Here is a 24,312-nt window from a genome sequence, read left to right as displayed (position 1 = left end):
CGGAGGGGTGTGTTTCACGTGAAACACACCCCCCTGGAGCGTGGGGACCCGGAGGGTCAGTGCGCGTCGGCGATGTTCTTCGTGCCGATCCGCTTGCGGAACACCCAGTAGGTCCAGCCCTGGTAGAGGAGCACGACCGGGGTCGCGATCCCCGCACACCAGGTCATGATCTTCAGTGTGTACGGGCTGGACGAGGCGTTGGAGACCGTGAGGTTCCAGGCGTCGTTCAGCGAGGACGGCATGACGTTCGGGAAGAGCGTCAGGAAGAGCATCGCCACCGCGGCCGCGATCGTGACGCCCGACAGCGCGAACGACCAGCCCTCCCGCCCGATCTTGATGGCCGCGATCGCCCCGACCAGCGCGAGTACGGCAACGGCCATCGCGACCAGGCTCTTCGTGTCCCCGCGCGAGGCCTGCGTCCAGATCAGGAAGCCGAGCGCGAGCACGGCCGTCGCCAGACCCAGCTTGAGCGCCAGCGCCCGGGCCCGCTCGCGGATGTCCCCGAGCGTCTTGAGCGAGGCGAACACCGCGCCGTGGAAGGTGAACAGGAAGAGCGTGACCAGGCCGCCCAGGATCGAGAACGGGTTGAGCAGATCCCAGAAGGTGCCCACGTACTCCATGTGCGCGTCGATCTTCACGCCGCGCGTGATGTTGGCGAAGGCCACGCCCCAGAGGAACGCCGGGATGAGCGAGGTCCAGAAGATGGCCTGCTCCCAGTTGCGCTGCCACTTCTCCTCCGGCCGCTTCGCCCGGTACTCGAAGGCGACACCGCGGACGATCAGGCAGACCAGGATGATCAACAGCGGCAGGTAGAAGCCGGAGAAGAGCGTCGCGTACCACTCGGGGAAGGCGGCGAAGGTCGCTCCGCCGGCGGTGAGCAACCACACCTCGTTGCCGTCCCAGACGGGGCCGATGGTGTTGATCAGGACGCGCTTCTCGGTGCGGTCCCGGGCCAGCAACTTCGTCAGGATGCCGATTCCGAAGTCGAATCCCTCCAGGAAGAAGTAGCCGATCCACAGGACGGCGATGAGTACGAACCAGACGTCGTGGAGTTCCATGCCTCGATCTCCTCAGCTCAGTACGAGAAGGCCATCGGCCGGTCGGGGTCGTGGTCGTCCCCGCCGATCTTGGTGGGCGGGTTGAGGTCGGCTTCGGTGAGCTCGGGCGGCCCGGCCTTGACGTACTTGACCAGCAGCTTGACCTCGACCACGGCGAGCACGGCGTACAGCAGCGTGAAGACGATCATCGAGGTGAGGACCTCGCCCTGCGAGACCGTGGGGGAGACCGCGTCCTTGGTGCGCAGGACGCCGTACACGACCCACGGCTGACGGCCCATCTCGGTGAAGATCCAGCCCCACGAGTTGGCGATCAGCGGGAAGCCGAGCGTCCAGACGGCGAAGAACCAGTACCACTTGGTCAGTCGGGTGCCGAGTGCCGTGCTCTTGAAGAGCACCAGATTCGGCACCTCGTCCTCACCGGTCCGCATCCCCGGAGCCAGCATGAACTTCTTCCGGGTGAGCCACAGGCCCACCAGGCCGATGACGAAGGACGTCATGCCGAAGCCGATCATCCAGCGGAAGCCCCAGAACGTGACCGGGATGTTCGGCCGGTAGTCGCCGGGCCCGAACTTCTGCTGCTCCGCCTTGTTCACGTCGTTGATGCCGGGGACGTAGGAGGAGAAGTCGTTGTCGGCGAGGAAGGACAGTATTCCGGGCACCGAGATCTCGACGTCGTTGTGGCCCTTGGCCACGTCGCCGACGGCGAAGATCGAGAAGGGCGCGGAGTTCTGGCCGTCCCACAGCGCCTCAGCGGCGGCCATCTTCATCGGCTGCTGCTTGAACATGACCTTGCCGAGCGAGTCGCCGCTGACGGCCGTGAGCAGCCCGCCGATCACCAGCGTGACCAGGCCGAGCCGCAGCGACGTACGCATCACCGGGATGTGCTTCTTGCGGCGCAGGTGGATGGCGGCCACGCCGACCATGAACGCGCCGCCGGTGAGGAAGGCCGCGGTCAGCGTGTGGAAGACGACGACCAGGGTGGTGTCCTGGGTCAGGACGTGCCAGAAGTCGGTGAGCTCCGCGCGCCCGGTGGCCTTGTTGAGCTTGTAGCCGACCGGGTGCTGCATCCAGGAGTTGGCCGCCAGGATGAAGTAGGCGGACAGGATGGTGCCGATCGAGACCAGCCAGATGCAGGCGCAGTGGATCTTCTTCGGCAGCTTGTCCCAGCCGAAGATCCAGAGCCCGATGAAGGTGGACTCGAAGAAGAAGGCGATGAGCGCCTCGAAGGCGAGCGGGGCGCCGAAGACGTCACCGACGAACCTGGAGTAGTCGGACCAGTTCATGCCGAACTGGAATTCCTGGACGATGCCCGTGACCACACCCATCGCGATGTTGATCAGAAAGAGCTTGCCCCAGAACTTGGTCGCCTTGAGGTACTTGTCCTTCCCCGTTCGCACCCAGGCGGTCTCCAGGCCCGCGACGAGCGCGGCCAGCGAGATCGTCAGGGGGACGAAGAGGAAGTGGTAGACGGTGGTGATACCGAACTGCCATCGCGCCAGGGTCTCCGGCGCCAGAGCCAGGTCCACGTCGGCACTCTCCTTACATCGCCGTGGTCACAGCCGCAGCTTGCCCCCTCAATCCCCCCGATCATGGGACGAAGCGGGCCACGCTTGTGAACGCGTTCACATTCACAAGCATTATGTCGCACTGACTGTCGAGGGCGTTCAGGGGGGTCCCTTTTGCGGGTGCGGGCGAACCACGGGCGACCCACGGGCGACCCACGGGCGAACATGAACAGCCTCTTCCCAAGGCTTTCAACATATTGTTGAATTCGGCGCCATGGAGAACCAGCTGCGCATACGCATCTCATGGCCCGCGGGCAGCCTCACCGCGACGCTCGAAGAGACCTCCACGAGCCAGGCGCTCGCGGAGGCCCTCCCGATCACCTCCACCGCCCACACCTGGGGCGAGGAGGTCTACTTCGACACCCCCGTCTCCCCCGCCAGGGAGGCGGACGCCCGGCAGGTCGTGGAGCCGGGCACAGTGGCGTTCTGGACCGACGGCGACGCGCTCGCGCTGCCCTACGGCCCCACGCCCATCTCCCGCGGCGAGGAGTGCCGGCTCGCGAGCCCGTGCAACGTCCTCGGCCGGATCGACGGCGACCCCCGGCTGCTCGCCACGGTCCGCTCCGGCGACCCGATCCGGGTCGACGCGCTCTGAGACGCCGCCCCGGATGCCCGTGGAGGCGCGTCAGGCCTGCTTGCGGAAGCCCTCGGCGACCTTGAGGAACAGGTCGTTGGCCTCGCTCTCGCCGATCGTGACGCGCACGCCCTCACCCGCGAACGGGCGGACCACCACGCCCGCCGCCTCGCACGCCGCGGCGAAGTCGACCGTGCGCTCCCCGAGGCGCAGCCAGACGAAGTTCGCCTGCGTCTCGGGCACGGTCCAGCCCTGCTGCGCCAGGCCCTCGGACACCCGCTGCCGCTCGCACACCAACGTGCCGACGCGGCCCATCAGTTCGTCCTCGGCACGCAGCGAGGCGATCGCCGCCTCCTGGGCCAGCTGGCTGACACCGAAGGGCACGGCGGTCTTGCGCAGCGCCGCGGCGACCCGCTCGTGCGCCACGGCGAAGCCGACCCGCAGCCCCGCGAGCCCGTACGCCTTGGAGAAGGTGCGCAGGACCGCCACGTTCGGCCGGTCGCGGTAGATCTCGAGGCCGTCCGGCACCTCGACGTCGCGGATGAACTCCCGGTACGCCTCGTCGAGCACCACCAGGACGTCCGAGGGCACCCGGTCCAGGAACCGCTCCAGCTCGGCCCGGCGCACCACCGTGCCCGTCGGGTTGTTCGGGTTGCAGACGAAGATCAGCCGCGTCCGGTCGGTGATCGCGTCGGCCATCGCGTCGAGGTCGTGCACCTCGCCGGGGGTCAGCGGCACCTGGACGGACGTCGCTCCACTGATCTGGGTGATGATCGGGTACGCCTCGAAGGAGCGCCAGGCGTAGATGACCTCGTCACCGGGGCCGGAGGTGGACTGGATCAGCGACTGGGCCACGCCCACCGAGCCGGTGCCGGTGGCCAGGTGCGACAGCGGGACCCCGAAACGCTCGGCGAGCTCGTTCATCAATCCGGTGCACGCCATGTCCGGGTACCGGTTGAAGTTCCCCGCGGCCGCCATCGCGCTCTCCAGCACGCCCGGGAGCGGCGGGTAGGGGTTCTCGTTCGAGGAGAGCTTGTAGGCGGCCGGACCATCCGACGCCGCGGGCTTGCCGGGCTTGTAGGTGGGGATGCTGTCCAGCTCGGCGCGCAGCTTGGGGCTCGTCTCGCTCACCGCGGGTCCTCCTCGACCGTTCCGTGCAGGGGCCGTGCCCGCCGCCGCGGACAGCTCCGTACACATCCAATACTCCTCACCTTATGAGGATTCGGCCTCCCTGCGAATAGGGGACGGGAACCGGTTCCCGGCGGGCGTACGAGAAGGGGGGAGCGCTCCTCGGGCGCCCACGCGCCGGTGGCTCGCGCCGTGGCGCGCATCACCCGTGAAGGTGAGTTGAGACCTCTTCGAAACATCGGACAGTTGTCAGCCGCCCATGGGTCGACAAGCGTCACCACAACGCCATGACGCCCAACTTCCTTGCATATCAAGGCCATTGACCATTAACGATCATGCAGAATCGTGCCTGTCAACGCGTGCATATGCACCCGGGCCAACCGCCCGTCATCGCCCTACTATCGGCTCGCCATGACAGCAGCAGGGAAGCACCAGGTGAGCCGGTCGACCGGTCGCCGGCTGGGGCGGGCGGGCATTCGGGACGTGGCCGCCGCCGCCGGTGTCTCCATCACGACCGTCTCCGACGCGCTCAACGGCAAGGGCCGGCTCCCCGACGCCACCCGCCGCCACGTCCGCGAGGTCGCAGACCGGCTGGGCTACCGCCCATCCGCAGCGGCCCGCACGCTCCGTACCGGAAAGTCGGGCCTCATCGGCCTGACCGTGACGACCTACGGGGATGAACCTTTCACCTTCACCGAATTCGCGTACTTCGCCGAGATGGCCAGAGCCGCGACCTCCGCCGCGCTGGCCCGCGGCTACGCCCTCGTCATCCTGCCCGCCACCTCACGCCGCAGCCCGGCGGACGTCTGGTCGAACGTCGCCCTCGACGGCACCGTCGTCATCGACCCCTCCGACCAGGACCCCGTCGTCAGCGAACTCGTGCGCCAGGGCCTTCCGGTCGTCTCCGACGGCCGCCCGGCGGGCTCCCTGCCCGTCACGGCCTGGGTGGACAACGACCACGAGGCCGCCGTACTCGACCTCCTCGACCATCTCGCCGCCGCCGGCGCCCGCCGGATCGGCCTGCTCACCGGAACCACCACCGACACCTACACCCGGCTCTCCACCGAGGCCTATCTGAGCTGGTGCGAACGCGTCGGCCAGGATCCGGTGTACGAGTCCTACCCGGCCCACGACCCCTGTGCGGGTGCCGTCGCAGCCGACCGGCTGCTCGCCCGCCCGGACCGGCCAGACGCCGTCTACGGACTCTTCGACCCCAACGGCACCGACCTGCTCGCGGCCGCCCGGCGCTACGGCCTGCGGGTGCCCGAGGACCTGCTCCTCGTGTGCTGCAGCGAGTCGACGGTGTACGCCACCACCGAACCGCCCATCACCACCCTCTCGCTCAAACCGCGGCGCATCGGCACGGCGGTGGTCCAGCTCCTCATCGACGCGATCGAGGGGATCGACAACGGTCACCCGATCGAGCAGGTGATACCGACCGAACTGATCGTGCGGACGTCGTCCCAGCGGCGCCCGGCACGCACCACGGTCAGCCCGCCCCGCTCCCCGGCCAAGGACCAGGCAGGCCCCAACAAGGAGTGAACTCCCGGCCGGGCACTGACCCCCGGCCGGGACACGGATGACTCCACAACGGCCCGAACGGCGGACTTCGGCCTGGACTGGACCATCACATAGAGGACATAAGCCCCCGAGAAGGTCCCTCGCACCCGGATTGACCACCCCTGGTGCGTCACACACCATGAGGCGCATTCCTATGATGGGCGCACGACACCACGGAGCCCCGCCCGACCTGGCGGCTCCCACGGTGTACGGCGGCGCGACGGTGGTGGAGGGGTCGATGACTCAGGGGGCCGGTCAGGGACCCGTGCGGACGGAGACGTTGCGTGACTTCCGGGTGCCGCCGTACGCGCAACAGACCCCCGTGCCACCGCCGGAGGAACCGGTCGCGCATCCGGATCCCGCGGTGCACGTCTTCCGCCAGGAGCCGCCCGTCGGTCACCCGGAGGCGCCCATGCCCCTCGCGTCCGCTCCGGCGCCCGGCGTGACCACCTATTCGGATGACGAGCCCCCCGAGGGCTACACGCCGACCGCCCGCGACCTCCCGGTGATCCACCGGGGGGACACCGTCCAGCTGCCGACGGTCGAGCCCCTCGCCGCGTCCGAGGTGTCCGAGGGGCCCGGCCCGCTGTACGTCGTCGGCGACGTCCACGGCTATCTCGACGAACTCCTGGCCGCCCTGCGCGCCCAGGGGCTCATCGACGAGTCCGGCCACTGGGCCGCGGGCACCGCCCGCCTCTGGTTCCTCGGCGACTTCACCGACCGGGGCCCCGACGGCATCGGCGTCATCGACCTGGTCATGCGACTCTCCGCCGAGGCCGCGGCCGCCGGCGGGTACTGCAAGGCCCTCATGGGCAACCACGAGCTGCTGCTCATCGGCGCCAAGCGGTTCGCCGACACCCCGGTCAACTCCGGGGCGGGCACGGCCACCTTCCAGGCCGCCTGGCTGCTCAACGGCGGCCAGAAGGCCGACATGGACCGGCTCCAGGACGTACACCTGCAGTGGATGTCCCGGCTCGACGCGATCGAGCAGGAGGACGACCACCTCCTGATGCACTCCGACACGACCGCCTATCTGGAGTACGGCGACTCCATCGAGGCCGTCAACGACACCGTCCACGCCATCCTCAACCGCAACGACGCCGACGAGTGCTGGGACCTGTTCCGCAAGTTCACCAAGCGCTTCGCGTTCCGGGACGACTCCGGCCCGCAGGCCGCCCGCGAGCTGCTCGCGGCGTACGGCGGGCAGCGCGTGGTGCACGGGCACAGCCCCATTCCGTATCTGCTCGGCGAGGTCGGCACCGAGGACGGCGAGGAGGACTCGCGACCGGTGGTCGAGGGACCCCACGTCTACGCCGACGGTCTTGCCATCGCCATGGACGGCGGCGTGACCATGGCCGGAAAGCTGCTGGTCCAGCAACTGCCGCTGCATGGGTGACGGTTGACCGGGAAGGCCTTCTGCAAAGCGCCGGGTATGCCATTTCCGGAAACACCCTGTCACCCCGTGCCGTAGCGGCTCTACCATCGGGTTATCCGTAGCAGGCTCTCCTCCGTTTCCGCCAACTGCCCGTTCACCAGGCGGGCTTCCCGGCCCTACGGAGCATCGGGGGATGCACATGAACAGCGCTCCGCACCTGCTCACCGAGGACCGCCCGGAGTTCGAGCGGATCCTCGACGAGGCACTGCGCACCGCGCATGAACGGCCCGAGCTGTCCGGTATCGGCGACCGCCTCAACGCCGTGCAGCTGCGCACCATGGTGCTCGCCGCCGGCACGTTCGTCACCGAGCGGGCGGCCGCCGAGTACGAGAACTACGTCAAGGCGCGCGAAGAGCTGCGCGCGCCCAGCACCGGCACCGCGCACGACTCCGTCCTGGCACCCGCCGAGGGCGTACCGCTGGAGCCCTCGGGCGCGGGCGTCGGCGCGGTCGTCGCCGTGCTCGCCCCGGTGCTCGCGGGAACCGCCGCCGCGATCTTCCTGCTGGTCGGCTACATCCTGAAGATGCTCAACCCGGTGCCGGCCTTCGCCGACACGATGCTGACGGCGGGCTGGTTCTTCGGCGCGCTGACCGCCGCCGCGATCCTGGCCGCCGCCGTCGGACTGCTGATCACCGCGGTGCGCAACGGCGCGACCCAGGTGGTGGCCATCGACGAGGACAGCGAGGCGGACGCCCCGGACGAGCGCACCCAGGAGTTCGCCCGCGCCCGCGAGGCCTGGCGCCACGCCCTGCTGGAACGCGGCATCTACCCGTTCCTGCGCGACGCGCTGGCCGACCCGAGCGTGGACCCCGGCGCACCGGCCCCGCGCCGCCCGATCGGCCGCATCCCCACCCTCGGCTATGACCGGCCCGGCTTCGACAGCCCCGACGAGGGCGCCTCCCCCACCAGCCACCCGAGCTTCACCAGCCCGGACTTCACCAGCCCCGACTTCGGCGGACCCGAGCACCAGCCGGACTGAGCGGGCAGCAGGCCGTGCGCTGTCCCGGAAGCCCCGGGCGCCCGGAACAGCGCGCGTACCGCACCGTCTCAGTCCGCGATCGGCAGATAGACCCGGTTGCCCGCGTCCGCGAACTCCCGGGACTTCTCCGCCATCCCGGCCTCGATCTCCTCGGACTTCAGGTCGCCGCCGTGCTCGCGCCGGATGTCCTGGGAGATCTTCATCGAGCAGAACTTCGGACCGCACATCGAGCAGAAGTGCGCGGTCTTGGCCGGCTCCGCGGGCAGCGTCTCGTCGTGGAACTCCCGGGCGGTGTCCGGGTCGAGGGCCAGGTTGAACTGGTCCTCCCAGCGGAACTCGAACCGGGCGTCCGAGAGCGCGTCGTCCCACTCCTGCGCGCCCGGGTGCCCCTTGGCCAGGTCCGCCGCGTGGGCGGCGATCTTGTAGGTGATGACGCCGGTCTTCACGTCGTCACGGTTGGGCAGGCCGAGGTGCTCCTTGGGCGTGACGTAGCAGAGCATCGCGGTGCCCCACCAGGCGATCATCGCCGCGCCGATGCCGGAGGTGATGTGGTCGTAGGCGGGCGCCACATCGGTGGTCAGCGGCCCCAGGGTGTAGAACGGGGCCTCCTCGCAGATCTCCTGCTGGAGGTCGATGTTCTCCTTGATCTTGTGCATCGGGACGTGTCCCGGGCCCTCGATCATCGTCTGTACGTTGTGACGCTTGGCGATCGTGTTGAGTTCCCCGAGCGTGCGCAACTCGGCGAACTGCGCCTCGTCGTTGGCGTCCGCGATGGAGCCGGGACGCAGGCCGTCGCCGAGCGAGTACGTCACGTCGTACGCCGCGAGGATCTCGCAGAGCTCCTCGAAGTTCTCGTACAGGAACGACTCCTTGTGGTGCGCCAGGCACCAGGCGGCCATGATCGAGCCGCCGCGCGAGACGATGCCGGTCTTGCGGCGGGCGGTCAGCGGCACGTAGCGCAGCAGCACGCCGGCGTGGACCGTCATGTAGTCGACGCCCTGCTCGGCCTGCTCGATGACCGTGTCCTTGTAGATGTCCCAGGTCAGTTCCTCGGCGCGGCCGTCGACCTTCTCCAGGGCCTGGTAGAGCGGGACGGTGCCGATGGGCACGGGGGAGTTGCGCAGCACCCACTCGCGGGTGGTGTGGATGTTGCGGCCGGTGGAGAGGTCCATGACCGTGTCCGCGCCCCACTGCGTGGCCCACGTCATCTTGTCCACCTCCTCCTCGATGGAGGAGGTGACCGCGCTGTTCCCGATGTTGGCGTTGACCTTCACCAGGAACCGCTTGCCGATGATCATCGGCTCGATCTCGGGGTGGTTGATGTTGGCGGGCAGCACCGCGCGGCCCGCCGCGATCTCCTCGCGGACCACCTCGGGGGAGACGTTCTCGCGGATCGCGACGTACTCCATCTCCGGTGTGATCTCGCCGCGCCGCGCGTACGCGAGCTGGGTGACGGCCTGGCCGCCGCGGCCCCGGCGGGGCTGGCGCGGGCGGCCCGGGAAGACGGCGTCGAGGTTCTTGAGGCCCCCGCGCGGCGAGGTGTGCTTGATGCCGTCGTCCTCGGGGCGGACCGGACGGCCCGCGTACTCCTCGGTGTCGCCGCGCCCGATGATCCAGTTCTCCCGGAGGGGGGCGAGGCCACGGCGGACGTCGGTCTCGACGTGCGGATCGGTGTACGGACCCGAGGTGTCGTACAGCGTCACGGACGTGCCGTTGGTGAGGTGCACCTGGCGGACCGGCACCTTGAGGTCGGGGCGCGAACCCTCCACGTACCCCTTGTGCCAGCCGATGGACTTCCCGCTCTCCTCAGTGCTGGAGGCAGGCGTGCGTGCGTCCTGAACGGTCATGAGACCTACTCCCTACGCCGGCATTACCCGGTAACAGGTTCGGCGGTCGGCGCAGCCTCTTCCGTACGGTTCGTACGGATTTCAGCGCCCTCTCAGCCCGGTGCTCCGAGCTCCCGCGTGTGCAAAGGTGTCACCACGCTAGCGTCATCACTGGCGCGCTGAACAGAGGGCCCCCTCCGTTCTTGCGATGATCGGGCGGTGACCTCACCAGAACCGCACCCTCCGCACCAGCACGGTGGACACGGCCACGGGCATGGCCACTCGCACGGCCACGGCCCCGCCGCACCGGTGTCGAAGCACCTGCGCAAAGTCATCGCCGCTGTGCTGATTCCTTTCTCCACAGCGGTACTTGTGGGGCTCGTGGTGCTGTGGCCGGGCGGCGCCCCGCCCCACCAGCGCACCGGCGTCGGCTTCGACCGCCAGACCCAGCAGGCCAAGGTCCTCAGTGTGGACAAGGTCGACTGCAAGACGGTCAACGCCGGTCAGACTCCGTCGAACGGCGACACGTCCACGGCCGAGGGCCAGCAGGCCAGGAACGCCCAGCGGGGCCTGTGCGGCAAGGCCACCGTCGAGGTCACCTCGGGCAAGGAGAAGGGCCGCACCTTCACCGAGATCGTCCAGCCCGACTCCCCGCGCCAGCTCCACGCGGGCCAGGGTGTGATCGTCGCGTACGCCCCCGACGCACCCCATGACCTGCAGTATTCGGTGAGCGATGTGAACCGCCGGTTCCCCATGGCGCTGCTCGCCGGGATCTTCGCGCTCGCCGTCGTGGTCGTCGGCCGGCTGCGCGGGGTGATGGCGCTGATCGCCCTGGTGGTCTCGTTCGCCGTGCTGACCCTGTTCATCCTCCCGGCGGTCCTGCAGGGCTCCAACCCGCTGCTCGTGGCGGTGGTCGGGGCGAGCGCGATCATGCTGATCGCGCTCTACATGTGTCACGGTCTCTCGGCGCGCACCTCGGTCGCCGTCCTCGGCACCCTCGCCTCGCTGATGCTGATCGGGCTGCTCGGCTCGCTGTTCATCGGCTGGGCCTCGCTCACCGGCAACACCGACGACAACACCGGTCTGATCCACGGCCTCTACCCGAACATCGACATGTCCGGGCTGCTGCTGGCCGGCGTCATCATCGGCTCGCTCGGCGTCCTCGACGACGTGACGGTCACCCAGACCTCGGCGGTCTGGGAGCTGCACGACGCGAACCCGACGATGGGCCCGCGCGGCCTGTACCGGGCGGGCATCCGGATCGGCCGCGACCACATCGCGTCGGTGGTGAACACCCTGGTGCTCGCCTACGCGGGCGCGGCCCTCCCGCTGTTGCTGCTGTTCTCGATCGCGCAGAGCAGCGTGGGCACGGTGGCCAACAGCGAGCTGGTCGCCGAGGAGATCGTCCGCACGCTGGTCGGATCGATCGGACTGGTCGCCTCCGTTCCGCTCACGACCGCACTGGCCGCCCTGGTGGTCTCCGCGGACCGGCCCGCCTCCGGGGCCCGCCCGGCGCCGCGACCCGGCCTGGTGCGCGGCGGGGGCGGCCGCCGCCGCAAGAAGTAGGCGGGTCAGCCGGCGTTCTCCTCCGCGAGGATGCGCCCGAGCGCGTCCTCCAGGTGCTCGCCGAACTCGCCGAGCGTCCACTCCTGGCCGAGCGGAACGAGCTTGTCGGTGCGGTCGAGGAAGGCCACCAGGGGGGCCGCGCCGGCTCGGAAGAGGGCCCGGTCGCCGCCCACCTGGAGGCGGATGTGCACGTCGGAGAGCATCTCGGGGTCGGCGGGCTCGACCCGCACATCCCCGTCCCCGGCGGGCCTGTTGATGCCGTCGAGCAGCAGCTCGCGGCCGAAGGCCCAGGTGACGGGCGCGTCCCCGGGAAGATGGAAGGTCATGCGCACCGCGTACGGATCCGTCGCCTCATACGTCAGCTCCACCGGGATCCGGAAGGAAAGCTCCTCGGAGACGAGGAAGTTCATCATCACTTCTGCCTGAACCGCTTCACGCATCGCACGTACCCCGCTGTAGCTGAACTGGCCAGGAATGATCCCCCATGGCCCTCTTGACACCATCGTGCTGGAAGCGCTAGCAGATCACAAGGAGTGATATTTCAGATACTGATAGAGAACGCGACCGAACGGAGCAGGCCGCCCACTTCACCACGCAGTTGCTCGATCGCGGGCAGCAACCGTTCTTCCTGGTGGAGGGGGACGGAAATGGCCATGGTCGCGGCGCTGGAGCCGGCCGTGATGGGGATGGCGGCGCAGACGGTGCCCAGGGCGTACTCCTGCCGTTCGATCACGGGTTGCATACGCTCCGTAGCGGCCAGCCGTTCCGCGAGGGCCCGTCGGTCCCGCACGGTGTAGGGGGTGATCGCCTCGACCGGATGCCGGTCCAGGTAGTCCTCGCGGGTGCGCTCGTCGAGCTGGCTGAGCAGGCACTGGCCGATCGCGTGGGCGTGGCCGGTCTCGCGGAAGTCGGCCCACTCCTCGACGGCGGGCGCGGCCGGGGTGTCGGCAACCCCGGCGATCTCGATCTCACCCTCACGGTAGACGGCGAAGTAGACGGGCACCCCGATGGAGTCCCGCCAGCGGACGAGCGCATCAGTGATCTTGCTGCGACGATTCTGCAGAGCTCCGCCGTCCGCCAGCCGCTCGGCCGCCGCGCCGAGGACGAACACCCCGTTCTCGCGCCGCAGATAACCCTCATGGGTCAGGGTCCGCAGCAGGTGGTAGGCGGTGGGGAGCGGCAGTCCCGCCTCGCGCGCCAGCTGTTTGGCGGGCGCACCGTCCCGGTGGGAGCCCACGGCCTCAAGCAGGCGCAGGGCGCGCTGGACCGAGCCGATCAGGGTAGGGACGGCGGTGTTCGAAGCCGTGGCCACAGGTCACCCCCAGGCGTGCTGACGGGCAACCCGCCCGCCCGCGGGGGCCACCCCCGCGCGGCCGCCGCGGACCCGGGGTCGGCGTCACGGGCCGGTGGCCGGGTCCGGTCAGGACCCGTGGTTCCCAAGGGGCGGCAGAGGCTTGCCACTCTAATGGCCGCCCTCGTGGAGGAAGGGGGTTCAGCCAGGTCCGTTCCCCCGGCCGGGCTAATCCCCGTACGCCCTGGACGCGGCGCGCCGCGTCGGCCCGGTCCCTTGTCCGGGCCCGGTGCGGGCTCCGGGCGGAATCACATGTTCCGCCCGGGCCCCGCTACCAGTCGCTGTGCGAGGAGGACGAGGAGGACATGAACCTCCGCACGACGTAGATCAGACCGCCGACCAGGGCCACGAAGACCAGGACCTTGAAGAGCAGCCCGAACAGGAAGCCGACCACGCTGGCGATCAGACCGCCGAACACGACCAGGGCGATGACGGGCACGGCGACCCACTTCACCCACCAGGGCATCCCCGCGAATATCTCCCGTGCGGCCATCGTCCTTACCTCTTTCTGTCAGTTTTCCTGGCGGGTTTCCGTCAGTTCGCGAGTTCCGTGCTCTCGACACTCTCGATGCTAGGGGCGAGGGGGCACCGGGCGGGGCCCTCGCAGCCCTTGAACTCCCCTGACCGCACCCCTAGGGAGAATCGGGGACGACCCTCAGCTCTCAGGCGGAGAGAAGACGACCAGAACCCTCAGATCCTCCGTGATGTGGTGGAACTTGTGCGCCACCCCGGCCGGCACGTAGACCACGCTGCCGCGCGCGATCTGCGTCGTCTCCAGGCCCACGGTGATCGAGGCGCGGCCGCTCACCACGAAGTAGATCTCGTCCTGTGCGTGCGGCGACTGCGAGTCGTGCGCGCCCGCGTCGAGGGCATACAGCCCCGCCGACATGTTCCGCTCCCGCAGGAACTGGAGATACGCACCGTCGTTGGCGGCCCGTTCCGCCTCCAACTCGTCGAGCCGGAAATGTTTCATCGCTCTCTGCCCCTGCGCTCGTGTCGATCAGGTCTGCCACGATCAGACCCATGAAGAATTTCGTAGTCAAGACGATCGCCAACGCGGCCGCCCTCGCGGTGGCCATCTGGCTGGTGAAGAACATCACCCTCACCGGGGACAACACCGGCAAGAAGGCGCTGACGCTGATACTCGTCGCCCTGGTCTTCGGCGTGGTGAATTTCGTCGTGAAGCCCGTGGTGAAGTTCCTGTCGTTCCCCCTCTTCATCCTCACGCTCGGCCTGATCACCCTGGTGATCAATGCGTTGATGCTGCTGCTGACCTCCTGGCTCGCCGACAAGCTCGACCTCAGCTTCCACGTCGAGGGATTCTGGACCGCCGTGCTCGGCGCCCTGATCATCTCGATCGTGTCCTGGGCGATGCACGTCGTACTCCCCGACGGCAAGGACTGAGCGTTGGCCACCCCCTATTACGTCTGCTTCGTCTGCACGGGCAACATCTGCCGCTCGCCGATGGCCGAATCCGTCTTCCGGGCCCGGGTTGCCGAGGCCGGGCTCGCGGGCCTGGTCGAGGCGGAGAGCGCGGGGACCGGAGGCTGGCACGAAGGCGACCCGGCCGACCCGCGCACCGTCTCGGTGCTGGACGAGCACGGTTATGAAACGTCCCACACGGCACGGCAGTTCCGCGCTTCCTGGTTCGCCCGGCTCGATCTCGTGATCGCCCTGGACGAGGGCCACCTGCGGGAACTGCGCCGCCTCGCACCGACCCCGGCCGAGGCCGCCAAGGTGAGACTGCTGCGCTCCTACGACCCCCGTGCCGTGGCAGACCTGGAGGTGCCCGATCCGTACTACGGCGGGCGCGAAGGCTTCGAGGAATGCCTGGAGATGGTGGAGGCGGCGAGCGAGGGGCTGCTCGACGCCATCCGCGACGAAAGGGAGCGTGCGGCATGACAGGTGACGGCACTCGTTCGGTACGCGCCGGGCTTCCCGAGCCGGTGGCCTACGAACCCACCCTGCCCGGGCCGGTGTTCGCCGCCCACTTCCACCTCCCCGGCGAGGCGACCGGTCCCTACACCTACGGTCGCGACACCAATCCGACATGGACCCATCTGGAGCGGGCCGTCGCCGAGCTGGAGTCCCCCGACGAGAGTGCCGAGGCGATCGTCTTCGCCTCCGGGATGGCGGCGATCTCGGCCGTGCTGCTCTCCCAGGCCCGCGCCGGAGACACGGTGGTCCTGCCGGACGACGGCTATCAGGCCCTGCCGCTGGTCCGCGAGCAACTGGAGGCGTACGGCATCGAGGTGCGCACCGCCCCGACCGCCGGTGATGCCCAACTGGCGCACCTGGACGGCGCGAAGCTGCTGTGGATCGAGACGCCCTCCAACCCGGGGCTCGACGTGTGCGACGTACGCCGGCTGACGCGGGCCGCCCACGACGCGGGCGCGCTGGTGGCGGTCGACAACACGCTGGCCACACCGCTCGGGCAGCGTCCTCTGGAACTCGGCGCGGACTTCGCGGTCGCCAGCGGCACCAAGGGCCTGACCGGGCACGGCGATGTTCTGCTCGGCTATGTCGTGTGCCGTGATCCAAGCCTCGCCGCACGCGTACGCACGTGGCGCAAGGTCGTCGGGGCGATCCCGGGGCCCATGGAGGCGTGGCTGGCCCACCGCTCGCTGGCCACGCTGCAGTTGCGCGTCGACCGGCAGGCGGCGACCGCCCTCGCGCTCGCCGAGGCGCTGGCCGAGCGCTCCGAGGTGACCGCGCTGCGCTACCCGGGGCTGCCGTCGGACCCGTCGTACGCCCTGGCCTCGGCGCAGATGCGGCGGTTCGGCTGTGTGGTCTCCTTCGACCTGCCCGACCGTGCCTTCGCCGAGCGGTTCCTTCAGTCGCTGCGGCTCGTCGACGACGCCACCAGCTTCGGCGGGGTGCGGTCCACGGCGGAGCGGCGCGGCCGCTGGGGAGGCGACGCGGTGGCGGAAGGCTTCATCCGCTTCTCGGTCGGCGCGGAGGACGCCCCGGATCTGATCGCCGATGTGGAGCGCGCCCTGGACCGGGCGGCTTCCGCCGGATGATTTCGGTGTGGAGCACATCCACTACGTAAGACGGACGGTCCGAGCCTCCCCCCTCATGGCTCGGACCGCCCCGGTTTCCGTGCACGGACAACCGCTCGGACAAGGCTAGTTGACTCTGCGTCAGTGTCCAATCACGGTAGCGACAGAGACCTATCGACATATTTATAGTTGTGTCCGGCCGGGGACGTTGTGAGGCAGTTCAGGACGGGAGGGCAGCATGAACCTTGCCCTGCTGCGTACGTTCGTCACCGTGCACCGGGCCGGCTCCTTCACCCGGGCCGCCGCGCTGCTCGGGCTCTCGCAGCCCGCGGTGACCAGCCAGATACGCACCCTGGAGCGGCAGTTGGGCCGCCCGCTCTTCCTGCGCCAGGCGCGCGGCGTGACCCCGACGACCATCGGCGACGAGCTGGCCCAGCGGGCCGCGCCCCACCTGGACGCGCTCGTCGAGATCACCGACTCCGGTCTCCGCGAGGAGCAGGGTCCGCGGACCCTGCATCTGGCCGGGCCGCCCGAGTTCACCTCGCTGCGCGCTCTGCCCGCCCTCACCCGGCTCGTCCCGCAGGGCCTCGCGCTGCGGGCCACCTTCGGCAGTGCCGAGGAGACCCTGGAGGGCCTGGCCGCCGGCCACCACGATCTGGCCATCGCCACCGCCCGGCCGCGGGGTCGGCTGCTGAGCTCGACTCCGCTGTGCGACGAGGAACACGTCCTGGTCGCCGGGGTGCGCTGGGCGGCACGGCTCGGACCGGGCGCCCTGCGGCACGCCGGTCCGCACGTCCTGGAGCCGATCCCGGTGGTGGAGGTCCATGAGTCGCTCCCCCTGGTCACGCGCTACTGGGCCTCGGTGTTCGACGCCAAACCGGCCGTTGCGGGCACGGTCATCGCCCCCGACCTGCGGGCGGTCCTCGCCGCGGTGACGGCTGGTGCGGGCCTCGCGGTGCTGCCGCGCTACCTGTGCGAGACGGCCCTGGAGCAGGGTGAGGTGGTGACGCTCCTCGACCCTCCCGTGCCGCCGCTGCGCACCTACTTCCTGGCGGTGCGCACCGGCACACTCGGCATCGCGCACATCGCGCGGGCGCAGGAATGGCTGCTGCGCGCCGCCGTCGACTGGGGCTGAGGAACGGCGGGGAGGCCCCGGGCGTTTCGCAGGGGTTCCATCGGGCCACATTTCTCCCATGACCGTACGTCCCGTGGTCAAGCGCACCGCACGAGCCGTTCTGCTCGACGGTGACGACCTGATTCTGATCAAGCGCACCAAGCCCGGCATGGATCCGTACTGGATCACCCCCGGTGGCGGCGTCGAACCCGAGGACTCCACCGTCGTCGAAGCCCTCCACCGCGAGGTGGACGAGGAACTCGGCGCGAAGATCACCGATGTGGTGCCCTGCTTCGTCGACACCGTCGAGCACATCGGCGCCGACGGCGGCGCGACCGGGGTGAAGGTGCAGCACTTCTTCGTCTGCCGCCTCGAATCCATGGACCCCTCCCTGCGGCACGGCCCCGAGATCGAGGAGCCGTGCGGGGAGTACGAGATCGTCCGCATCCCGTTCACCCGCGTCGGAATCGCCGCGGTGCACCTCGTGCCGCTGTCCCTCCGGCACTACCTCGACGGCAACATCGAGGGCGTGCGGGCCATGCACGCTCCCGACCTGGGGTAGCCGGGCCCTCAGGCCCCGCCGCTCACCAGCGCGTAGGCCTCACGCAGGTCGCCGCCCGTGTACGTGTGCGTGGCCAGGCCCCCGAGGTGGTGGTCCGCGTTGACCGCGACCGACACGGGCACCGCGCCGAAGAGGTCCACGTCGGACATCGAGTCCCCGTACGCCACACAGCTGTCGGCGGCTACGCCGAACTGGGCGCACAGCCGGTTCATGACGCTGACCTTGGCGGCCGGGGTGAGGATTCCCGTCAGGTCAACGGGCCGGGTGAACGGCACGTCGGGGAAGAGCGAGCCGTGGGCGGCGTGGACGCCCCAGCCGAGCAGCCGCTCCACGAAGAAGGACGGGGACAGCGAGATGACGGCGCAGTAGTCACCCCGCTCGCGGATGTCCCGCCAGACGTCCTGGATGCCGGTGAGCCAGGGGGCGGCGTCGAAGGCGGTCACCACATGCGCCGGGGTCAACCCGGACCACAGGCCGTGCACACGCACCGCGTATTCGGGCGGCCCGATGCGGCCGTGGACAGCTCCCGCTCCAGTTCGCCGATCTCGTCGAGCAGTCCGAGCTGTCTGGATATCTCGACCGGCGCGGCGGATCCCCGTATGAGGGTTCCGTCGAGGTCGAAGAGATGAAGTCTCGCCATGTACGCCGAGGCTAGTACGCGGGGTTACTCCCCCTGTCGGACGCGCTGCCCCGGTGCTCCTCGGCAGTCTGTTTCACGTGAAACATGACCCTCGCCCCGCTTTCGGCCGCACGAGCCGCACGCCGTTTCACGTGAAACATCTCCGGCGGCCCGTCCGTCGGGGCTGGCTCGTGGCCCATGTCGCGGTGTCGGTGAGCTGGCTCGGCCTCACCATCGGGTTGCTCGCGCTGGGCATCACCGCCTGCACCACGGACTCCACTGCCATGACCGAGGCCGCCTACCGCGCCATGAAGGTCTTCGGCGACTGGATCGTGGTGCCCATCGCCGTACTGACGCTGAGCACCGGTCTGGTGCTGTCGCTGGGCACCCGGTGGGGGCTCGCCCGGCATCGCTGGGTGTGGACCAAGTTCTGGCTGACCTTGATCACGCTCTGCCTGTCCGCCTTCTTGCTGCGGCCCGGGATCAACAGCGCGGTCGCGGCCGGAGTGCCCGACACCAGCCTGGTGGCCGCCCCGGTCGTCTCCTCCAGTGCGTACTTCTTCATGACGGCGATCTCCGTGCTCAAGCCCTGGGGGCTGACGCGGCGTGGCCGGAAGCACCGTGCCGAGAACCGGAAAGTGGTGGACGCCGCGCAGGTGCGTCAGACAACCTGACCCTCATGCCCTCACCGCTCGCCGAGCTCCCCCTGCGCCGACTGACCACCGAAGACCTCATCGCGTGTGCCGACCTCTCCGAGGACCGGGGCTGGCCACGCGAGGAGCACAAGTGGGGACTTCTGCTCGCGGCGGGAACCGGCTACGGGATCGACGCCCCGGACGACAAGGGCCTGGTCACCGCCTGCGTCGTCACCTCGTACGGACCCGGTCTCGCGGCCATCGGCATGGTTCTGGTGGCCGAGCGCTTCGCGCGCCAGGGTGTCGGACGCCGTCTGATGAAGCACGTCCTGCGCGAGCTGGAGGGCACTCCGCTCACCCTCCACGCGACGCCGAACGGGCGCCCGCTGTACGAGGAGCTGGGCTTCGAGACGACCGGCCGCGCCGAGATGGTCAGGGGCCACTTCCGGCCGTCGGGCCCGGCCCCCACGGTGGCGACCCGCCCGGCGACCGCCGACGACCTGTCCCGGATCCTGCGGCTGGACACCGAGGTCTTCGGGCAGGACCGCACGCACATGATCGCCCGCCTGCCGGCCTTCTGCGACCAGCTCCGGGTCGCGGAGGACTCCACCGGACTGATCGGGTTCGCGGCCGCCTGGCCCAATATGAACACGCACGTGGTGGGCCCGCTGATCGCTCGCGACACGGAGACAGCCAAGGCCCTGGTGGCCTCGCTGGCGGCAGGCACGGACCGCCCGCTGCGTACGGATGTGGATGTACGCCACGAGGAGCTGCTGGACTGGCTGAAGGCCTCCGGCATGGATCCGGTCGGCTTCAACGCGGTGATGACCCGTGGCATCCCGGCGCTCCCCGGCGACTGGACCCGCCGCTTCGCGCCCCTGACGGTGGCAGCGGGCTGACCGAGCCACCTACCGCAGGAACGGCCTGGGCCGCCCCCATGTGCCCTAATTCCGCAGGCACGTGAGGGCGGCCCCCAGAAGCGATCAACGCCGGGCCAGGGCCTCCACCGCCGCGCTCGCGAAACCGTGGTCCTGCTCGGGGGCACCCCCGCCGACTCCGATCGCACCGATCAGCCGGCCGTCGCTTTGGACGGGGACGCCGCCCGCGATGAACAGCAGCGGCCGGTCGAGGGCGGTCGGCAGGGTGTGGAACAGCCCACCTGGCTGGACCGCGTCCACCAGGTCGGCGGTGGGGGCGTTCAGCTGAAGCGCCGTGTACGCCTTGCGGGTGCTGGTCTCTCCCGCTATCAGTACGGCCCGGTCGTCCCGGCGGAAGGCGAGCAGGTGGCCTCCCGCGTCGAGGACCGTGATCGCGACGGTGACTCCGGCCGCCTCGGCGGCCGCGCGGGCCGCGTCGACGAGGGTCTCCGCATCCTGGGTGGTGAGCGGGGACACGGCGAGGGCTGGGGTGCTCATGAGAGGTAACTCCTTGATGGTGCCGGACAGTTGATTCAGCGGTGGGCGGCGGTGACACGGACCGGCTCGGGAGCGGCGCCCGCGACGACGCGGCCACCCGCACGCGTGCGCCGCTCCAGCGCACTGGAGACGAAGGCGAGCGCCACGGCCGACGCGGCGAGTGCCGCGCCGACCCAGTTGGGCGCGGTGTAACCGAGACCGGCCGCGATGACGATGCCGCCGAGCCAGGCGGAGAGGGCGTTGCCCAGGTTGAAGGCACCGATGTTGACGGCGGATGCCAGGGTGGGAGCGCCGGAGGCCTGGTCGAGCACGCGCTTCTGCAGCGGGGGCACGGTCGCGAAACCCAGGGCGCCGATGAGGAAGACCATGACAGCGGACGTGACCTTGTCGTGGGCGGCCACCGTGAACAGGGCCAGGACGAGGGCGAGTCCGGACAGCGACACGTAGAGCAGCGGCATCAGTGCCCGGTCGGCGAACCGGCCGCCGACGAGGTTCCCGGCGACCATGCCGAGACCGAAGAGGACGAGCAGCCAGGTGACGGACGCGTCCGCGTAGCCGGCGACGTTGGTCATCATCGGGGTGATGTAGGTGATCGCGGCGAACACTCCGCCGAAGCCGAGCACGGTCATCGCCATGGCAAGCAGCACCTGGACGTTCCGGAACGCGGCGATCTCGTGCCGCAGCCGCACGCCCTCGGCCTTGGGCATGTCCGGGACGAGCTTGGCGACGCCGAGCAGACCCACCACACCGAGCGCCGCGACGACGTAGAACGTCGCGCGCCATCCGACCTGCTGGCCGACGAGCGTACCGATCGGCACGCCCACGACATTGGCGACAGTGAGACCGGTGAACATCATGGCGATCGCCCCGGCCTTCTTCTCGGGGGCAACCAGGTCCGCCGCGACGACGGAGCCGATACCGAAGAACGCGCCGTGCGCGAGCGAGGCGACGACGCGCCCGGCCAGCATGAGCCCGAAGACGGGCGCGGCCGCGGAGAGCACGTTGCCCACGATGAAGAACCCCATCAGCAGCATCAGCATCCGCTTGCGGCTGATCTTCGTGCCCAGGATGGTCATCAGCGGGGCACCGAGCATCACGCCGACCGCGTATCCGCTGACCAGGTATCCGGCGGTGGGGATGGAGACATCGAAGGTTCCGGCGACCTCGGGGAGCAGCCCCATGATCACGAATTCTGTGGTGCCGATACCGAACGCCCCGATGGCGAGGGCTAGGAGCGCGAGTGGCATGGGATGACCTTCCAGAGATTGCGTGAGCTCCTTACGAGCGTCCACAATAATTGCAGACGCTGGTTAATTGCAAACGCGGGCTATTGCGTTAGTGGACTATCCTGAGGTCAAGCCGCTCCGGACGGAGGACAAACGCATGACCGCGACGGACCCCGCACTCACCGCCCTCGCCCAGGGCTGGTGCGCGCTCTCCCTGCTGCACGGCAAGATCGACAGCCACATCGAGCGCGCCCTGCAGACTGGGCACGACCTCAGCGTGCGCGAGTACTCGTTGCTCGATGTCCTGAGCCGCCAGCACAGCGGCCCGGGCGGCCACCTCCAGATGAAGCAGGTCGCCGACGCGGTGGTCCTCAGTCAGTCGGCCACCACCCGGCTCGTCACCCGGCTCGAGGACCGTGGCCTCCTCACCCGCTACCTCTGCGACACCGACCGGCGCGGCATCTACACCGACGTCACCGAATCCGGCCTCGCCCTGCTCGCCCAGGCCCGGCCCACCAACGACAAGGCCCTGCGCGAGGCGCTGGACGAGGCGGCACGGAACCCGGAGCTGGCCCCCCTGGTCCGTGCGGTCGAGGAACTCCGAGTCCCCGCCTAGGGGTCCGGGCGTACGCTCCAGACCATGAGCGATCTTGAGATCAGGCCTGCGCGGCCCGAGGACATCCCGGCCATCGTTGCGATGCTCGCGGACGATGCGCTGGGCGCCCAGCGCGAGACGCCGAACGATCTGTCGCCGTACCGCGCGGCCTTCGACCGGCTGACCGGCGACCCGAACCAGCACCTGATGGTCGCGGACCGCGGCGGTGACATCGTGGGAACCCTTCAGCTCACCGTCATCCCCGGGCTCTCCCGGCGCGGGTCGACCCGCTCGATCATCGAAGGCGTACGCGTCCATGGCGCGGAGCGCGGCAGTGGCCTCGGGACCCGGCTCATCGAATGGGCCGTCGGCGAATCCGAGCACCAGGGCTGCCAGTTGGTTCAGCTGACCTCGGACGCCAGCCGCACCGACGCCCACCGCTTCTACGAGCGACTGGGCTTCGAGGCCTCACATGTGGGGTTCAAGAAGGCCCTGTAGACCGTTTGGAGACCGTGTTTCACGTGAAACACGGTCTCCGTGTGCTTACGGCTCAGCTGCGACAAGGCGTGCCGGAGTTCGCCCAGAAGCCGCAGCCGGGCCGTTTCACGTGAAACGTCAGGCGCCGCGCCAGCCGTCGGGGTCCACCCCGCCCGGCACCGCCGCGGCGTCGGGGCCGTACGGCTCGCGCGTGAACACGAACGAACCGAGGTCGAGGTGGCTCACCGAGCCGTCCGGCCGTCGCACCGCACGGAGCGTCTCACCCTGGTAGTAGCCGTCGAGTCCGACCCAGGTGCCCTCGCCGACGGCCTTGAACCGGGAGGCCCGGCCAGTGCCGCGCAGCGGTTCCAAGGCCACGCCACCGTCGGCGGCCAGTCGCAACCCGTAGGACGTCGTGCCCCAGTACCACGGGCCGGTGAGCGCCAGAAGCTGCTCGTCCGCCTCGGGAAGCGGGCGCCAGGGCTCCGGGAAGCCCGGTTCGGCCTCCGCCACGATCCGTACGAGCTCCGCGGCCAGCGTGCCGCACTGCGGGCCGGAGGTCGCGTTGGAGAGGGCGACCGCGGCCACCCCGTCCGCCACGCTCACCCACAGCCCCGCGACGAACCCGGGCAGGGAGCCGGTGTGCCCGGCGAGCTCCCGGCCCCCGCTGCGGACGAGCTGCAGGCCGAGCCCGTATCCGCTGTCCCAGCCGCCGGGCTCCGGTGCGACGGCGGGGGTGCGCATCTCCGCCGCCGATGCGGCGCACAACACCCGCTCGTCGCCCTCCGCGAGAAAGACGGCGAAGCGGCAGAGGTCGGCGGCAGTCGACCAGAGCTGCCCGGCGGGGGCCATTAGCCCGAGGTCCTCGGACGGCTCGGGCAGCAGGACATCGGCCCACGGATGCACGGCCCAGCCGCCCGCGTGCGGGTACACGGGCTGAGGGGTGGTGCGGTCGAGCCCCAGCGGTTCGAGGATCTCGGTGCGCAGCGCCTCCTCCCAGGGCACTCCTCGCACCGCCTCCACCAGAGAGCCGAGCAGCGTATAGCCCGGGTTGGAGTAGTGGTGCAGCCGCCCTGCCGGATGCACCTGGGAGTGGTCCCCCAGCACATCGCTGAGCTCGGGGCGCAGGCCGCCCGGCGTGCGCTCCCACCAGGGCGCGGGTGACTCGGCGGCCAAACCGGCCGTGTGCGACAGGAGTTGAGCGATGGTGGCCCCGCCTGCCGCGGTGCCCGGGAGGTGCTTCTCCAGCGGATCACCGAGGTCCAGCAGCCCCTCGTCGCGCAGCCGCATCACCAGGACGGCGGTGAAGGTCTTGGTGATGGAGCCGATGCGGTACTGCACGTCGGCGTCCGGTCCATGGCCGTCGACGGAGGTGCGCGACCCGGACCAGACCATCCGGCCGTCCCGCGCCACGGCCGCGACGAGCGAGGGCGCTCGCCCTGCGGACTGGGCGACGGCGATGCGGTGGAGGAGGGCACGTCGGGTGGCGGGCAGCAGCTCTTCGAAGGGGGACGGCGACGACAATGAACGGGATGAGGTCATGGCCAAGGTCTAGTCGCGCGCCCGTCCCCCGTCGACCGCTTTTCGTGCGAGCCGCGCCCGACGATCCGTAGCCATGACGTGCC

The 24,312-nt window shown here is 69.8% G+C and carries 25 protein-coding genes, 1 pseudogene and 1 riboswitch; of the genes and pseudogenes, 14 read left to right on the top strand and 12 right to left on the bottom strand.

What is annotated here, in order from left to right:
* Nucleotides 1-56 precede the first annotated feature (56 nt).
* The gene (gene cydB / locus DT019_RS22620; protein WP_114038705.1) at nucleotides 57-1,058 is read right to left on the bottom strand and encodes a cytochrome d ubiquinol oxidase subunit II; all 1,002 of its coding nucleotides are present in this window, start codon (nucleotides 1,056-1,058) and stop codon (nucleotides 57-59) included.
* A 17-nt stretch (nucleotides 1,059-1,075) separates the two neighbouring features.
* On the bottom strand, nucleotides 1,076-2,584 hold the full coding sequence (locus DT019_RS22615; RefSeq protein WP_114038704.1) for a cytochrome ubiquinol oxidase subunit I: 1,509 nt from the start codon (nucleotides 2,582-2,584) through the stop codon (nucleotides 1,076-1,078).
* A 253-nt stretch (nucleotides 2,585-2,837) separates the two neighbouring features.
* On the opposite strand from DT019_RS22615, the gene DT019_RS22610 reads away from it, so the two are divergent.
* A complete protein-coding gene (locus tag DT019_RS22610; protein WP_114038703.1) occupies nucleotides 2,838-3,218 on the top strand; it encodes a cyclophilin-like fold protein in 381 nt (126 codons plus the stop codon).
* Nucleotides 3,219-3,248: 30 nt separating this feature from the next.
* On the opposite strand, the gene hisC is transcribed toward DT019_RS22610, so the two are convergent.
* Nucleotides 3,249-4,328, bottom strand: a complete 1,080-nt coding sequence (gene hisC, locus DT019_RS22605) for a histidinol-phosphate transaminase (RefSeq protein ID WP_114038702.1) — start codon at nucleotides 4,326-4,328, stop codon at nucleotides 3,249-3,251.
* A 408-nt stretch (nucleotides 4,329-4,736) separates the two neighbouring features.
* Between hisC and DT019_RS22600 the strand changes: the two genes are divergently transcribed.
* From DT019_RS22600 to DT019_RS22590, 3 genes are all read left to right on the top strand, one after another.
* A complete protein-coding gene (locus DT019_RS22600) occupies nucleotides 4,737-5,867 on the top strand; it encodes a LacI family DNA-binding transcriptional regulator (protein ID WP_114038701.1) in 1,131 nt (376 codons plus the stop codon).
* Nucleotides 5,868-6,123: 256 nt separating this feature from the next.
* Nucleotides 6,124-7,281 (top strand): metallophosphoesterase, encoded by a 1,158-nt coding sequence (locus tag DT019_RS22595; protein WP_114038788.1) that lies wholly within the window; start codon nucleotides 6,124-6,126, stop codon nucleotides 7,279-7,281.
* 172 nt (nucleotides 7,282-7,453) lie between these two features.
* Nucleotides 7,454-8,299: a hypothetical protein gene (locus DT019_RS22590; protein ID WP_114038700.1), complete on the top strand. Its 846-nt coding sequence runs from the start codon at nucleotides 7,454-7,456 to the stop codon at nucleotides 8,297-8,299.
* Between the two features lie 68 nt (nucleotides 8,300-8,367).
* Here DT019_RS22590 and thiC read toward each other — a convergent pair whose 3' ends face one another.
* Nucleotides 8,368-10,146 carry a phosphomethylpyrimidine synthase ThiC gene (gene thiC, locus DT019_RS22585; RefSeq protein ID WP_114038699.1) on the bottom strand — a complete coding sequence of 593 codons (1,779 nt, stop codon included), beginning with the start codon at nucleotides 10,144-10,146 and terminating at the stop codon, nucleotides 8,368-8,370.
* Nucleotides 10,139-10,273: riboswitch (TPP riboswitch) on the bottom strand. It overlaps the preceding gene by 8 nt.
* 71 nt (nucleotides 10,274-10,344) lie before the next feature.
* On the opposite strand from thiC, the gene DT019_RS22580 reads away from it, so the two are divergent.
* Nucleotides 10,345-11,691, top strand: coding sequence for a YibE/F family protein (locus DT019_RS22580; RefSeq protein ID WP_114038698.1), 1,347 nt, complete (start codon nucleotides 10,345-10,347; stop codon nucleotides 11,689-11,691).
* Between the two features lie 5 nt (nucleotides 11,692-11,696).
* Here the strand turns inward: DT019_RS22580 and DT019_RS22575 are convergent, their stop codons facing one another.
* From DT019_RS22575 to DT019_RS22560, 4 genes are all read right to left on the bottom strand, one after another.
* Nucleotides 11,697-12,131, bottom strand: a complete 435-nt coding sequence (locus DT019_RS22575) for an SsgA family sporulation/cell division regulator (RefSeq protein ID WP_114038697.1) — start codon at nucleotides 12,129-12,131, stop codon at nucleotides 11,697-11,699.
* Nucleotides 12,132-12,232: 101 nt separating this feature from the next.
* The gene (locus tag DT019_RS22570) at nucleotides 12,233-13,003 is read right to left on the bottom strand and encodes an IclR family transcriptional regulator (protein WP_114038696.1); all 771 of its coding nucleotides are present in this window, start codon (nucleotides 13,001-13,003) and stop codon (nucleotides 12,233-12,235) included.
* A gap of 310 nt (nucleotides 13,004-13,313) precedes the next feature.
* Nucleotides 13,314-13,535 (bottom strand): DUF5326 family protein, encoded by a 222-nt coding sequence (locus DT019_RS22565; RefSeq protein WP_114038695.1) that lies wholly within the window; start codon nucleotides 13,533-13,535, stop codon nucleotides 13,314-13,316.
* A gap of 162 nt (nucleotides 13,536-13,697) precedes the next feature.
* Entirely contained in the window at nucleotides 13,698-14,015 is a 318-nt protein-coding gene (locus tag DT019_RS22560; RefSeq protein WP_114038694.1) for a cupin domain-containing protein, read from the bottom strand.
* Nucleotides 14,016-14,065: 50 nt separating this feature from the next.
* Between DT019_RS22560 and DT019_RS22555 the strand changes: the two genes are divergently transcribed.
* The 5 genes from DT019_RS22555 (at nucleotide 14,066) to DT019_RS22535 (ending at nucleotide 17,720) form a co-directional block, all read left to right on the top strand.
* Nucleotides 14,066-14,446, top strand: a complete 381-nt coding sequence (locus DT019_RS22555; protein WP_114038693.1) for a phage holin family protein — start codon at nucleotides 14,066-14,068, stop codon at nucleotides 14,444-14,446.
* 60 nt (nucleotides 14,447-14,506) lie between these two features.
* Nucleotides 14,507-14,944, top strand: coding sequence for a low molecular weight protein-tyrosine-phosphatase (locus DT019_RS22550; protein ID WP_114038787.1), 438 nt, complete (start codon nucleotides 14,507-14,509; stop codon nucleotides 14,942-14,944).
* Nucleotides 14,869-16,065, top strand: coding sequence for a cystathionine gamma-lyase (locus DT019_RS22545; RefSeq protein WP_411292723.1), 1,197 nt, complete (start codon nucleotides 14,869-14,871; stop codon nucleotides 16,063-16,065). Before DT019_RS22550 ends, DT019_RS22545 begins: the two co-directional genes overlap by 76 nt.
* A gap of 217 nt (nucleotides 16,066-16,282) precedes the next feature.
* Entirely contained in the window at nucleotides 16,283-17,179 is an 897-nt protein-coding gene (locus tag DT019_RS22540) for a LysR family transcriptional regulator (RefSeq protein WP_114038691.1), read from the top strand.
* A 58-nt stretch (nucleotides 17,180-17,237) separates the two neighbouring features.
* The gene (locus DT019_RS22535; protein WP_114038690.1) at nucleotides 17,238-17,720 is read left to right on the top strand and encodes an NUDIX domain-containing protein; all 483 of its coding nucleotides are present in this window, start codon (nucleotides 17,238-17,240) and stop codon (nucleotides 17,718-17,720) included.
* Between the two features lie 8 nt (nucleotides 17,721-17,728).
* Here DT019_RS22535 and DT019_RS22530 read toward each other — a convergent pair.
* Nucleotides 17,729-18,360, bottom strand: a pseudogene (locus tag DT019_RS22530) (HAD family hydrolase).
* Nucleotides 18,361-18,491: 131 nt separating this feature from the next.
* Between DT019_RS22530 and DT019_RS22525 the strand changes: the two are divergent.
* Together DT019_RS22525 and DT019_RS22520 are read left to right on the top strand one after the other, a co-directional pair.
* The gene (locus DT019_RS22525; RefSeq protein ID WP_114038688.1) at nucleotides 18,492-19,013 is read left to right on the top strand and encodes a DUF2269 domain-containing protein; all 522 of its coding nucleotides are present in this window, start codon (nucleotides 18,492-18,494) and stop codon (nucleotides 19,011-19,013) included.
* 5 nt (nucleotides 19,014-19,018) lie between these two features.
* Nucleotides 19,019-19,873, top strand: a complete 855-nt coding sequence (locus DT019_RS22520) for a GNAT family N-acetyltransferase (protein ID WP_114038687.1) — start codon at nucleotides 19,019-19,021, stop codon at nucleotides 19,871-19,873.
* Between the two features lie 84 nt (nucleotides 19,874-19,957).
* Here DT019_RS22520 and DT019_RS22515 read toward each other — a convergent pair whose 3' ends face one another.
* Both DT019_RS22515 and DT019_RS22510 read right to left on the bottom strand, forming a co-directional pair.
* Entirely contained in the window at nucleotides 19,958-20,389 is a 432-nt protein-coding gene (locus DT019_RS22515) for a GlcG/HbpS family heme-binding protein (protein WP_114038686.1), read from the bottom strand.
* A 35-nt stretch (nucleotides 20,390-20,424) separates the two neighbouring features.
* The gene (locus DT019_RS22510) at nucleotides 20,425-21,636 is read right to left on the bottom strand and encodes an MFS transporter (protein WP_114038685.1); all 1,212 of its coding nucleotides are present in this window, start codon (nucleotides 21,634-21,636) and stop codon (nucleotides 20,425-20,427) included.
* Between the two features lie 136 nt (nucleotides 21,637-21,772).
* Here DT019_RS22510 and DT019_RS22505 point away from each other — a divergent pair, with 136 nt between their 5' ends.
* Nucleotides 21,773-22,231: a MarR family winged helix-turn-helix transcriptional regulator gene (locus tag DT019_RS22505; RefSeq protein WP_114038684.1), complete on the top strand. Its 459-nt coding sequence runs from the start codon at nucleotides 21,773-21,775 to the stop codon at nucleotides 22,229-22,231.
* 24 nt (nucleotides 22,232-22,255) lie between these two features.
* A complete protein-coding gene (locus tag DT019_RS22500) occupies nucleotides 22,256-22,708 on the top strand; it encodes a GNAT family N-acetyltransferase (protein ID WP_114038683.1) in 453 nt (150 codons plus the stop codon).
* Nucleotides 22,709-22,825: 117 nt separating this feature from the next.
* On the opposite strand, the gene DT019_RS22495 is transcribed toward DT019_RS22500, so the two are convergent.
* A complete protein-coding gene (locus tag DT019_RS22495; RefSeq protein ID WP_114038682.1) occupies nucleotides 22,826-24,229 on the bottom strand; it encodes a serine hydrolase domain-containing protein in 1,404 nt (467 codons plus the stop codon).
* Nucleotides 24,230-24,312 lie beyond the last annotated feature (83 nt).

The organism is Streptomyces sp. SDr-06 (genome assembly GCF_003324565.1).
Classification (GTDB): Bacteria; Actinomycetota; Actinomycetes; order Streptomycetales; family Streptomycetaceae; genus Streptomyces.
Note: the sequence above shows the minus strand (reverse complement) of the source record. Positions and strands in the feature narration are given on the sequence as shown.